This window comes from Halomonas sp. E19 (genome assembly GCF_052439355.1).
In the GTDB taxonomy this organism is placed as follows: Bacteria; Pseudomonadota; Gammaproteobacteria; order Pseudomonadales; family Halomonadaceae; genus Halomonas.
The window spans coordinates 1-11868 of sequence record NZ_JBNFWU010000002.1 but is presented as its reverse complement, the minus strand read 5'-3'; the positions used below and the strand labels follow the sequence as shown (position 1 = coordinate 11868).

Below are 11868 nucleotides of genomic sequence, written 5' to 3'. Positions count from 1 at the left end.
CGGCAACCCGGCCGCCTCGATAACTACCGTATTACCGTATATCCAAATACGGTACATGCAAATCATCACCCGCCATGCAGGATGGCGCGGATCTGTGCAATGCGCTTTGGGCCCATGCCGGGGACGGCGGCGAGGTCCGCCTCGCTGGCCGCCACCAGCCCCGCCATCGAGCCGAAGCGTTCCGCCAGGAGGCGAGCAATGTTGGCGCTAACTCCGGGCATACCTTCGAGCACGAAGGCGAGCTGGGCCACTTGGGGCAACCCCGTCGGCTTGCGCCCCCGCAGTGGTGGTTCGTAGCCGAGACCCGAACGGTCATGGGCGGCGAGCTTGAGGATCACGTAGCAGGTGTGGCGCAGGCTGTAGGTGTTGATGACGTTCATGCGCTGGATCGTGACCAGGAAGCTGAGCATCCCATCGATGGCCTGGACCAGCATGCCGCGTGAGTTGTCGTGGACCGGCCCTTCCAGGAGCACGATCGGGGTGATCCCCTCCTCCAGGCGCATTTTCTCGCTCTGGAAGAAGAGCCGCTTGTCGTCACCGACCACCGAGGCCTCGAAGTCCGTTCGTGCCGCCGTCTCGGCGCAGCACTTCCGCTCGATGACGTAGCGGGTCTCCCGGCCCTGGATCTCGATGTCGCCAAGCGAGAGATCCGTGCGCTCCAGGGTGACATTGGGCAAGCCCTGCAGCGCCTCGAACAGCGCCGCTGGCTCACGATGGTCGATGCGGATCAGCACGGGGTCAGGCACCGGGATGCTGGCGAGGTCCAGCGCCTCTGCCTCATTGAGGCGCGAACCCGTCAGGCTCCGGGCTGGCGCTCGGTTCGATGCCGAGGACCCCTGCCGTTTGGCCCTGGGCGCACGGCCTGCCTTGCCAGCACCTGCCTGGGCGCGTTCCTCAAAGACAGCGAAGGGGACGGCCTCGAGCGTTTGCCCCTCCGACAGCACCCCTGCCTCGTGTAGGGCCTCCAGCACCGCCGGCGCGGCCGCGGCGTCACTGACCGACAGCTTCACGCCATTGCCGTGCGGCACGACGAAGGCTTTGACGTCCTGAGGTAGGCACCCCAGCTGATTGAGATAGGCGCGGACGCGCTGGGGGTTCTGCGGCGGATGCCAGAGGGTGATGCGCATGACGGGCTCCGGGGAATGAATGGTAGCCCTTCAGTGCCCGGCTGGCTGCCGGGCGGGCCCTCGAGGGTGACACCTGCCGATACAGGGTGCCCCCGAAGAGCTTTCACGACCGCCAAGCGGATTGCAACGGCATATAGTCCGCAGTCTCTCCCGGTTGGCGCCAGCAAGACGCCTCAGCCAGCGATGAGGGACTGATGGCGCTCCTGGCGCTGTCGCGGGGAGAGCCCCAACTCCTGCTCGGCCCGCATCTGCCGGGTATTGGAGGCCTTGACCTCGGCGATCATCTCCGCGCCGGGATAGAGGATGAACACGGCGTCCACGATTGTTGGGCGCCCTGAGACGCCCTTCTTGCGCTTCTTGACCAGCTCCTTCTCGTAGCGCGAGATCGTCCCGTCCTTCATGACCCGTTTCAGCTCCCGCTCGAGGTAGCTGATGCCATCGGAGATGCGCGAGTAGTTCAGCCCGCTGGTGGTCTTCTGGAGCTCGCTGTAGCGAAGGCGCACCGGGTGCTGCTCGGACATGTTGGTGGCCAGCAGCACCATGCGCTTGATGACGTTGATGCCATAGGAGCGGCGTGAGTACAGCCGGCGCAGGTCGTACTGACGGTATTGGGCCGATTGGATAGCCTTGGCGACGGCGCGGTTGAAGAACACGTGCCAGCGAGCCTCTGGGGCAAACCTCGCGTTGCCCTTCGCCGTCGAGGCCCGGTAGTCCTCGAGGATGTGGCCACGGATGATCGATTCGCCCTGGGCCGACTCCAGAGTGAAGGTGCTGGAGGTCAGGATGTCCAGGGCCTCAACCACCTGGTAGTGGTTGTAGGTGTGCCCGAGCGAACGCAGAATCTCGCGCAGCTGGCGGATCGAGAAGGACACGCCGTACTTGGCCTCCTTGCGACCGTCGGGGCGCTCGCACATGCCCCCTCCTCACTGGCCAGCTTCATCAAGGCGATCTCGACGGCCTGCTCACGGATGCCCGGGAAGCGGTTAACCCAGGCGTCCTGGTCATCCTCCTGGCTCTTGCTGGCGCGGATATCCTTAGTCGTCCCGGGGAACTGCGTGAACTTGAGGTCCTGGCCGAAGTAGCCGAACTCGATCACGGAGGCCTTGGGCGGGCCATCTTCGGCGCTGTTGAGGTGCTCGCTGGCGTACTTGGGCAGCAGGTCCCAGACCATAATGCTGTTGGACAGGGAGGTGCGCTCGTCGCTGGTGTTGTAGACGAACGATTTGAAGACGGCTAGGGGGCGATCCAGGGCAGTATCCTGCTCTGCCAATGGTGTCTCGTCGGGACCAAAGAGGGGGACTTGGCGGGGACTGTCGACGGTGCGGGCATTGGTAGCGCGTCGTGTCATGAGTGGTATCCCGGCGAGTGGTGGCAATGGCTTAGACGGAGCCTAGCAGCCTCCCGTCCCATGTAAACTGGTAGCCCTGACTCGCATAACCCTCGCCTGCCGGGCTTTCACTGGTAGCTGAGACTCGCATAACTCCCCGCAAGCGACCTCTACCCTACCCTCGAGGTGGTAGCTCAAGCTCGCACAACCTCCGCTACGATGGTGCCCGCCCAGCCGGTAGCTGCAAGTCGCAAAACCCCTACTGAGGGCGTTTCAGCCGATCGGGACTGGGTGCTGGCGCTCGCATAACTCGGATTCAAAAGGGGTGCCAGGCTCCCTACGTCACCGTAGATTCACGGCGATTCATCGGCTGCGACAGAGACTGGGTGCTGGTGGTCGCAAAATACCCGGGGGATACCCCCGACATTGGTCGGGTGGTAGCGGACACTCGCAGAACCCCCGAGCCTGGCGTCTGACCGGGTGCTGGTGGTCGCAAAACCCCCGTCTGCCGCGATTCTCGGCGCTGAGCAGTGGTAGCGGAAGCTCGCAGAATGCCGCTGCCTTGTGGAAGGACTGGGTGCTGGCACTCGCAGAATCCCCCTTGCCGATCCCTCTGTCATGCGGGAGTGGTGGCTGGCGCTCGCAAGAATGCCGCTGGCTTGTTGAAGGACTGGGTGCTGACACTCGCAGAACCCCCTTGCCGATCCCTCTGTCATGCGGGAGTGGTGGCTGGCGCTCGCAGAATGCCCCGCCGAGCCCTTTGGGCTTGCAGTGGTAGCGGGAACTCGCAGAATCCCCGCGCCAGGCCTCTGACCGGGTGCTGCTGGTCGCAAAACCCCTCTGATGGGATTCACAGCGCTGAGCAGTGGTAGCTGGAACTCGCAGAATGAGCGGGGCCATCGCTTGACTGGGTGCTGGCGCTCGCAAAACCCTCTTGCCTGACCAGTGGGCCTCTCACATGGGGCAGGACCCTCTGTCGTCCGCGAGGCGCCAGCCTCGGGTGCTAGAATGGCAACAGGTGTTCCATCAGAGGAGAGCCCCCTTGTCCCCCGTCAGCTGGATGATCGCCGCCTTCGCCGTGTTCATGGCCTGCGTGTGCCTGTTCGCCTATGTCCAGATCGAACGGAACGCTCATCAAGCACGCCAGAGGCGCATGCCCCAGGAGCCGGAACGCGCCTGCAACGCGAAGCGGTGAGAGCGGGTGCTGCTGGTCGCAAAACCCCCTCATGGCAGGCCTTCATGGCATCTTGCAGTGGTAGCTGGCGCTCGTGAAACCCGCATGGATAGGGCCAGCCGGTAGCAGTAGGATGCAATATCACAACGGTCCCAGCTCCCGGCGTGGTAGTCCACGCTCGCAAAATGCCCCCCTGATGAGGTGTGCCCAAGGCCGTCGAACGCCTACGCTCCGCAGGGGACGCCTGGTAGTGCAGGCTCGAGAAAGGTGGTGGTGGTGGCTCGCACAATGGCGGGAAGGGGCATCGCCGGCCCTGTCAGGAGCGGTTATCCACAGGCCCAATGGGGCCCAGGTGGTAGCGGAGACTCGCAGAACGTGCGCCTACCGGTGGTTCAGACTCGCATAATGACGAGCCAACGCCCTTCGAAAGAGGGTAACCGGTAGCGTCGACTCACCGATTGAAGCAGGACTGGTGGTGCCAACTCCCCCAAGTGGTTGCCCCAACTCCCCGACCGCAGCTCTCTGTTCTTTCGATACAATGACTTGCAAGATGCCTCCTTGAGTCTCCTTTTCCTTATAAATCCTTGGCCGCGAGGGGTAGAGGCTCTGACACGACGGAACAGCACACCCCCTCGAACTCCCAGCGCCAGTCCATTTCGAACGTATCCACCCGTACCGTGAGGCGATCACCGCCTTTGTCACGGATGACCTCGGCTTCTTCGCCACAGAACTCAATGATCGTGCCCTTCGGCAGTGGCTGGCGCTTATCATGTCTCATGCCCATCTCCTGTTGTTCAGTCGTGATCGTCGTATTGAGGCATCGAGCCGAACTGGCCTCCCTGGTCACGGAAGCTGTGGCCATAATGCCGCCCCGCATCTTCGTCGCGCTCATGTCCTGAGACCACCGTCTGGAACTCCCCGCGGTACGCATGGAGGGGATCAATTGGAGGAAGCTCGCGCAGCCCTTGGTCTTGCGCTCGACGCCGGTTGTGTTTGCCCGACCGCTTTTTGGCCGCCGGCTGTTTGTCAGCCTTGGCATGTGCGGGGTCGGAGGCCGATGCCTCCGGCAGCAGGGCAGCCAGCTGAGCCCTCAGCTGGTCATTGGTCGCGGCCTTGGCCGATTGCTCTTCGCGACTGAGCCGTTCTCGAGGCGGCGGCGTGGGTACCTTCTGGCGGGCAGCACCTCGCCCAGACCGTGTCGCATCGGACCCTTTCTTCGCCACCTGAAGGCGGTTCAGTCGCTTCACGTAGGCACGCTCGCGACGCCGCTGATCCTCAGCTGCCAGCTGTTCCGGCGTCATCTTGCGTCGCCGGGCTTCGTCCTTCAGGCGCCTGGCCTGGCGGGCTTGGTACTTGCGCAACCACTTCTCGCGATCACGACGCTCCTGAGGCGTCAATGCCGCCAACGCCATCTCGGTACCGGTGGCGGGCCGTGACCCCACCCGGACCTTTCGCCGCTTCTCCGCCTCCCGAGCTTTCCTGGCCGTCTCGATCTGCTGGCGCCGTGCCACCGGCGAAACGGACAGGATCTTCGACGGTGCCGGCTCCGCTTCCACCTCGTCGACGAATCCGCTCCCACCACATTCTGGACAATTCGGGGCGTTCACCTCCCCCACGGCAACGTGGACAGAACTCCATGCTTGCTCCTCGACATCCCGTCTCTCGAACACACCCGGCACCGACGGAACGGCACCTCCTTGAGCCTAGCCCCTCAAGGTCTCATCGACATCAACGACCATGACGCCGGTCATTGCGAGCAGGCCCCCTGAGCATGGCGCGAAGCTCGTCCACCGAATGCCCCTTCAGCGACTCAGCTTGCTCCTCGAGCTGTTCTTTCAGCCGGAGATGGCCTGAGGCCATGTTGGATACACGTCTGGGCGGCTTGAGGGCCATCCGCCGGCGCCGAAGAGAAGGTGACATCTCCAGTTGAGTCTGCCGCTGGCACCCGAAGTGGGAATGGACCCGCTCGTCCGACACCCCCTCCTCCCCGGCCGGGAAGCTGTTTGGCGCCAGAACGACCCCTTGATCCTCAAGGTACCTCAGGAAGGCCTCGGACACCGCCACGGCAACCTGGGCACGCGAGATCGCCGTGTAGGCGCGATTGGCAACCTGCCGGTCACGCTTCGCCAACTGCCAACGGCCCTGCAGGAGCGCCGACGGGAAACAGTCGTCGCTGATCGCCACACGCCCCCACTCATGCCCCTTCGCCCGGGCCACCGTGGTCAGCGTCACATCCCGCTCTGGCGGTGGTTGCGACGCATCTTTCATCGCCTCCTGACGCTGTTGGTCCTGGTCACGCCACCGATCAATGATATCGGGCAGCTCCAGGGTCGACCGTCCTGCCTTTTCGACCCAGTCACACAGCTCAAGGCCGGTGCTATCCCACCGCTTGCGGAATCGTGCTCGCGCCTCCTCGAGGTTGTTCACATCTGCCAGAGAGGACTCCGACCGGGCGGAACCATCGGCCCGCGGTTCGCGGTCACTCCCGTCACGACGGAGCACTGCGAGGTCACGTGCCAGGCCGATCGGATAGGATTCCAGTCCATCGACCCAGGCAATGCGTTTGCCACGTTGAGTGGCCTCCAGCGCCTCCTGGAACAAGCCGACCGCGGAACTCGTGATGACCGTGTAGGGGATCTGCTGGGCCTCCCAGTGATAGCGATGCGCTGACGGGTAGACGTTCGACTCACCTCGTCCCACACAGCGATCAACGCGGGAACTACCGGCTCTGTGGGCCAGGGCGTTGAGCAGTGAAGCGATCGATGGGCCAAAGCGGAATGAGTCGCGCAGGTATACCGTGTCAGCCCTCTCCTGCAGAGGGTGACGCTGAGCCTGTATTCTGCGGTTGCCTTGCCGCAGCGACTGGAAGGCGTCGCCGAACATGACCACGGCGATGTTCTGTCGTGACAGCAGGCCTAGCTGAGCTTCATCCGCGTCCTGAGACTCCTCCAGGATCACGAGCTCCGCGCCGTGCAGCGGAGATACCGAGATGGATCGCTCCAGCCCCTCCAGGTGGATCTGTTCCGTCGCCGACTGGCTCCACAGCTTGACCTCGGCGGCATAGGTCAGCGGTGCCGAGCCTGGATCGCGACTGATCTGGGAGAACCAGACATCTCTTGCCACCCTGAGTACCCGGCGGCTCTCGCCGGGAGCGAGAACCCACTCCTCACCTGGGCGGTTGCCGGATGGGAGATGTGACGGTTCGGGATGGCGGTCGGCACTGCGATAGAACCGGTAAAGCACCTGCCGTGCTCGCTGGACTTCGCGTTGAGTGGTGCCGGCTCCTCCGGCAGAAAGCATTTGCTGCTCGGTCAGGCTGCCCTGGACGGGCAGGGTCTTGAGTTTGGTGGCGTAGAGACGCTGCAGATAGCGGTGCGCCGCCTCCTGGACGGTCATCGCCATGACGTTGGGAGGCAGGGTGGCCCTCGCCCGATCGCGCAGATTGCGGGATTGGGACAGAAACAGGATGCGCCGGCGGGCATCGCGACGGGCAAGCTCGACTATGATGATCGACTTGCCGGCCCCGGCGACACCCGGGGCGTTGATCAACCGGCCGCCTTCCAACTCCGCCTGTTCCTCGGACATGGCCTCGGTCGCCATTTCAATGATGCGAGCCTGCTCGGGCGTGAGTTTCACATGACCTCCTCGGCCAACCCCAACGGTCTAGGACAGCAGCTCCGACAGGCGCTCGTTGATCTTTCGGTGCCCGCTATCGCCGAGGGCGAGAAGCATCTCGAGCTCATCCCAGTGCTCAACGATGGCACGCCAGGGGTGGAACGGGTAGCGATCGACGGAAGGCGCTCACGGAGCCCAGGGCCCAGACCAGCAACAAGGCGCAGCGCTGAAAATCACCGGCGTCACGGGGGTATGCCGGTTCCTCGGGGGCGTGAGCCATGCCCATCAGCACATTGGCCAGGGCTTCCGATGATGCGCCCACATCACCACGCCGACGCCAGGCGTCAACCTGCTGATCCAGAGACATGGCGGCGACATCCCCCTAGGGAGCTGACTCAGGCCGAGCGCTTCACGCTTCCTGGCGCAGGCTTCCGGCGAGCCAATCACCATGGTGGCCTTCAGCGCCCGAGCCAACCAGGTATCGACGATGGCGTCCTTGCCATGGCGTTTCATCAGGGATGGCAACTCACGGATGGGTATCTGACCCCTCAGGACCGTGAGGTCGTGATCCGTTGCCTGATAGCTAATCTCCATCTGAGCCTCCCGAGGGGATCATGTAGTTACTGTATACGGTATTACGGTAGTCCTTGGCGATGAGGCGACCGCCACCCGGAAACATGGTGGCGGTCAGTGGCAACTGATCAGCCACCCATCATGGGGTGAATGGGCGCGAACGGGATCTCATCATCGGGAGCCCCGAAACCATCCGAGATGGTGGGCTGATGCCCGGGTTGTGCGTGCCCATAGCCGCCACCCTGGTGGCCCATGGGCGGCTGGTGGGGACCCTGTCCGTAGCCCTGGCGCGGCGACGGGGCGCCATACCCTTGGTGCCCGCCGCCCTGCCCCTGCTGCGGTTGGCCATGCCCAGCATGCTGGCCGGCACTGGGCGACGGTGCGTTAGGGTGAGTACGGTTGGGGTTACCGTCGAGCATCTGCAGGTCACTACAGACGATTTCGGTGGAATAGCGATCCTGGCCGTCTTGACCTTGCCACTTGCGAGTTTGAAGTCGGCCCTCGACATAAATCTTCGAGCCTTTCGAAAGGTAATTGCCCGCGATTTCAGCAAGCTTGTTGAAGAACACCAGAGTATGCCACTCAGTGCGTTCTTGCATTTGACCCGTTTGGCGATCCTTCCAAGTATCAGTGGTGGCAAGTCGAACGTTGGTTACCATTCCCCCACTTGGCAGATTGCGGGACTCGGGGTCATTGCCCAGGTTGCCGATCAGGATTACAAGATTCTTGGATCTGCTCATTGTTTCTTCCTCTTGGCGTATCTGCTTGGCTTGACGTAATGAGTGCTTGGCGTTGGCGTCGCTGTTGACGTGAGTTCACTGTATAACCAAACAAGGAAGACGCAATGCCCTGGGAAACGGTATTTGGGTCGCCATAATCACATGGTGTTCCCATGTGACAATGCCCGGAGTTTCCGCTGGGCGGTAGTCCCCATTGGACCACTGCCGTCCTTCCCCACTGCGAAGCAGAATAACAACAGCGGCATGGCATGCCCCCTCTCGACGTGCCCATCAAGGGCATCTCGGCACACCGCCACGCCCCGGCAATGGGCATAGCATGCGCGGGACTGTGAGAGCCGATACACGAGAACAGGGGTAGCAGGTGGCACAAGACAATCGCGACAAGCCAACCAGGGAGGCCTACCTCCAGCAGCTGATCGACAAGGGGCTTGACCCAGTGATGGCCCAGGAGGTGGTGAACCAGCTCGTGGAGGCCGGACAGCTACGGGAAGATGCGGCTTCTGACCGCACCACTCCCTCCTCTGACGTCATGGAGGGCGAGCCCCCCAGGCCGTCACACCAAGCGTTGCTAGCGGCCAGCGAGCGCATCGCGATGCATGGTCCACAAGGGAACGACCTGGCCTTCATGCACACGATCCTCTGCCAGGTAGGGCTGCCCCGCCGGGCGATCGAGGGCACGTCGTTCCAACGTGTCTGCGACGGCGTCGGGATTCATATCCAGGCAGGGTCGCTCTTCGACGGGGAGGGGTGGGTCGAACACCCCGTACCCTACGGGGCGATGCCACGTCTCGTGTTGGCACACCTGAACACCCAGGCCCTGCGACAACGCTCTCCCATCGTGGATGTCGGCCCGAGTGCATCGGCTTTCCTGAGGACGCTGGGATTCGAGCCGGCCGGCGGTGACCGGGGCCCCTACACGATGTTCAAGCGTCAGGTGCAGGCGCTGGCCGCATGCCGCATCACCATGGGATACAGCGTGGGGGATACGGCCTACACCGTGAAAGGCGACCTGATCGATGAGTTCGAGGCCTGGACGCGCCCGAGTGGCAAGGGGGCCGGCCGAGACCTGTGGCCGGAAAAGATCGCCTTCACCCAGCGCTACTATGACAGCCTTACGCAACACGCCGTCCCCCTGGACCTGCGGGCCCTGCACGCGTTGAAGGGATCGGCTCTCGCGCTGGACCTCTACGCCATGCTGGCCGAGCGCCTGCACCGGGTGAGTGGCAAGAGCGTGCTATTGCACTGGGCCTCTCTGCGAGCGCAGTTCGGGCATGACTATCATGGCGAGCATGGCGCCAGGAACTTCAAGCGTGACTTCAAGGTGGCGCTGAAGAAGGTGCTGGCGGTGTATCCCAAAGCCCGGGTGAGCGTCGTCAAAACCGGTGTCGCCCTGCGGTCATCCCCACCACCGATACCCTACCGCGGCTAGCAGGCCCGACCACGTCCGCTGGACCTAAGGCCATCCCCAACGGGGGTGGCCTTTTTCATGAGCGCATGCAACGTGGCGCATTCTGTGGATATCCCTGTTGATACAGACACTTAGTCACGAAGAATCACGATCACTATCACGAAGAATCACGATCACCAGGCACGAAGAATCACGATCACCACCACGAAGAATCACGATCACCAGGCACGAAGAATCACGATCACCACCACGAAGAATCACCACCCCCCTAAACCTGTAGCACCCTCTAGGCTTTCCTCTAGCGGCCCTTTACATCCATGACCTGTAAATCAAAAGGGGTTTTCCTGTAGGGCATGACACCCATCTGGGAATAACCAGACGAGGGAGGCAGGGAAGAAACCTGGGCTCAGCCGGCGACTGTCGCCTCGCTTCGCTCGTTGACGGGCCCATGCCTCAATCGCCTCTGCCCCGCTGCGCGGGCCACGAGCCGATCTCGTCAAGGACCTGTGAAGCGGTGTGTTGTGTGCCGGGTTACGGGGTGGCCCCCAAGCATTAAAAAACCCCGGGGTTACCCGAGGTTTAAGCGACAGAATATAGAGTGGTGTTTGTCGTACGACTTACTTGATTGCGTCTTTAAGGGTTTTCCCAGCGGCGAACTTGACCGTGTTCTGTGCGGGGATAGTGACCTTGTCACCCGTTTGAGGATTACGACCTTCTCTCTCAGATCGATGACCAATCTTGAACTTGCCAAGGCCCGGAAGAATACACTCTTCCTCATCTTTCAAACCGTCAACTACGATCTCGGGAAGTGTGTCAATGACGGATGCGACATCCGTCTTGCTAAGGCCCGTCTTATCGGCAAGTGCTGTAACAAGGTCACTCTTACGCTTCATGGTATTACCTCTATATCAACAATGTGCAATGTTGCTTTTACGTCATCCGACGAGAACCTGCAATGGCGAAGATAGCTATTCCATTACGCACGCAGGCCTCCCTGGTTGTTGCCGCTGATGAACGCACCCCGCGTCAGCGCCTGGCCAGTATATCCAGTGGCGAATCCAAGAACCGATGTCTCGACGTGCCCTTGAAGGGTCCTTCCCGGCACCGGTGTTGCGGCGGTCAACGCGTATCGTACCGATCAGCGTCACCACGGTGCCAAACAAGGACCCTCAGGCATGCTCCGTTTCCGTACCCCCTCATTGCTGATTGCCGCGCTCGTCACGGCAAGCCTTACTGCTTCACCCGTTTATGCCCAGATGGTGGGCTATCTCGCTGCCGACGCTATCCATTGGGCTCTGGATCAAGGTCCCAGCGGCTCAGCCGAGGCTGTCGGCGGACGCGTATCGCTGGGCACCCATCTCAACTCAAGGTTTGGCGGCGAGATCCGTGCAGGCGGGCTGGGCAGCGATACACGCCAGGGTCAATCCGTGACCCTAGACAGCGCAGTAGGCGTTTACGCCAAGGCCGTACACCCCGTCACGCGCCATATTCGTGCCTATGCCCTTGCTGGTGCGGCCCAGGTCGAGATCAGCCAAGGGGGTCGCTCACTCAAGGAGTCAGGCTTCTCCTGGGGCGTAGGTATCGAGCTCGATGCCGACACCGGCGGCAAGTGGGCCATACGCCTCGATCACATGCGCTATCTCGACACTCCAGATGCGTCCCTCGAAGCCACAGGCCTGGGTGTCGTGTATCGCTTCTAGGGTCGCTGTCACGATCCGACACCGCGATCATCAGGCCCGCCAGAGGCCCCTTGCGTATTTCGAGAAATCCGTAGCATGACTCAAGCAAGCGAGCGGCAAGGCTCGCACCACCCCAACCACAGTAAGGGAACACCACGTGAAGAAGACTCTGCTCTGTACCACACTGACCGCCACCATCGCCGGCGCCTTCGTCACTCCCGCCAT

11 protein-coding genes are annotated in these 11868 nt (G+C 62.4%); 3 read left to right on the top strand and 8 right to left on the bottom strand.

Annotated features, from left to right (window positions below; all coding sequences use genetic code 11):
• Nucleotides 1–65: 65 nt before the first annotated feature.
• Nucleotides 66–1127 carry a helix-hairpin-helix domain-containing protein gene (locus ACUDAL_RS19210; protein ID WP_444679467.1) on the bottom strand — a complete coding sequence of 354 codons (1062 nt, stop codon included), beginning with the start codon at nt 1125–1127 and terminating at the stop codon, nt 66–68.
• A 173-nt stretch (nt 1128–1300) separates the two neighbouring features.
• Complete coding sequence (locus tag ACUDAL_RS19205; RefSeq protein ID WP_444679466.1) at nt 1301–2041, bottom strand: hypothetical protein; 741 nt, start codon at nt 2039–2041, stop codon at nt 1301–1303.
• A gap of 1455 nt (nt 2042–3496) precedes the next feature.
• Between ACUDAL_RS19205 and ACUDAL_RS19200 the strand changes: the two genes are divergently transcribed.
• Nucleotides 3497–3649, top strand: a complete 153-nt coding sequence (locus ACUDAL_RS19200; RefSeq protein ID WP_444679465.1) for a hypothetical protein — start codon at nt 3497–3499, stop codon at nt 3647–3649.
• Nucleotides 3650–4202: 553 nt separating this feature from the next.
• Here ACUDAL_RS19200 and ACUDAL_RS19195 read toward each other — a convergent pair.
• The 5 genes from ACUDAL_RS19195 to ssb form a co-directional block, all read right to left on the bottom strand.
• Nucleotides 4203–4406 carry a hypothetical protein gene (locus ACUDAL_RS19195; protein WP_444679464.1) on the bottom strand — a complete coding sequence of 68 codons (204 nt, stop codon included), beginning with the start codon at nt 4404–4406 and terminating at the stop codon, nt 4203–4205.
• A 16-nt stretch (nt 4407–4422) separates the two neighbouring features.
• Complete coding sequence (locus ACUDAL_RS19190; protein ID WP_444679463.1) at nt 4423–5307, bottom strand: hypothetical protein; 885 nt, start codon at nt 5305–5307, stop codon at nt 4423–4425.
• Nucleotides 5308–5356: 49 nt separating this feature from the next.
• The gene (locus ACUDAL_RS19185) at nt 5357–7264 is read right to left on the bottom strand and encodes a hypothetical protein (protein ID WP_444679462.1); all 1908 of its coding nucleotides are present in this window, start codon (nt 7262–7264) and stop codon (nt 5357–5359) included.
• A 264-nt stretch (nt 7265–7528) separates the two neighbouring features.
• Nucleotides 7529–7837: a hypothetical protein gene (locus tag ACUDAL_RS19180; protein ID WP_444679461.1), complete on the bottom strand. Its 309-nt coding sequence runs from the start codon at nt 7835–7837 to the stop codon at nt 7529–7531.
• Nucleotides 7838–7944: 107 nt separating this feature from the next.
• Nucleotides 7945–8556, bottom strand: a complete 612-nt coding sequence (gene ssb / locus ACUDAL_RS19175) for a single-stranded DNA-binding protein (protein ID WP_444679460.1) — start codon at nt 8554–8556, stop codon at nt 7945–7947.
• Nucleotides 8557–8917: 361 nt separating this feature from the next.
• On the opposite strand from ssb, the gene ACUDAL_RS19170 reads away from it, so the two are divergent.
• Nucleotides 8918–9985, top strand: a complete 1068-nt coding sequence (locus ACUDAL_RS19170) for a replication protein RepA (protein WP_444679459.1) — start codon at nt 8918–8920, stop codon at nt 9983–9985.
• Nucleotides 9986–10581: 596 nt separating this feature from the next.
• On the opposite strand, the gene ACUDAL_RS19165 is transcribed toward ACUDAL_RS19170, so the two are convergent.
• Nucleotides 10582–10857, bottom strand: a complete 276-nt coding sequence (locus ACUDAL_RS19165; protein WP_444679458.1) for an HU family DNA-binding protein — start codon at nt 10855–10857, stop codon at nt 10582–10584.
• 282 nt (nt 10858–11139) lie between these two features.
• Here ACUDAL_RS19165 and ACUDAL_RS19160 point away from each other — a divergent pair, with 282 nt between their 5' ends.
• A complete protein-coding gene (locus ACUDAL_RS19160) occupies nt 11140–11664 on the top strand; it encodes a porin family protein (protein WP_444679457.1) in 525 nt (174 codons plus the stop codon).
• Nucleotides 11665–11868 lie beyond the last annotated feature (204 nt).

Excerpts from the sequence above, each read along its gene's own strand:
- ACUDAL_RS19210 (WP_444679467.1), bottom strand. The coding sequence starts at position 1,127 with ATGCGCATCACCCTCTGGCATCCGCCGCAGAACCCCCAGCGCGTCCGC.
- ACUDAL_RS19205 (WP_444679466.1), bottom strand. The coding sequence starts at position 2,041 with ATGTGCGAGCGCCCCGACGGTCGCAAGGAGGCCAAGTACGGCGTGTCC.
- ACUDAL_RS19195 (WP_444679464.1), bottom strand. The coding sequence starts at position 4,406 with ATGAGACATGATAAGCGCCAGCCACTGCCGAAGGGCACGATCATTGAG.
- ACUDAL_RS19180 (WP_444679461.1), bottom strand. The coding sequence starts at position 7,837 with ATGGAGATTAGCTATCAGGCAACGGATCACGACCTCACGGTCCTGAGG.
- ssb (WP_444679460.1), bottom strand. The coding sequence starts at position 8,556 with ATGAGCAGATCCAAGAATCTTGTAATCCTGATCGGCAACCTGGGCAAT.
- ACUDAL_RS19165 (WP_444679458.1), bottom strand. The coding sequence starts at position 10,857 with ATGAAGCGTAAGAGTGACCTTGTTACAGCACTTGCCGATAAGACGGGC.
- ACUDAL_RS19160 (WP_444679457.1), top strand. The coding sequence starts at position 11,140 with ATGCTCCGTTTCCGTACCCCCTCATTGCTGATTGCCGCGCTCGTCACG.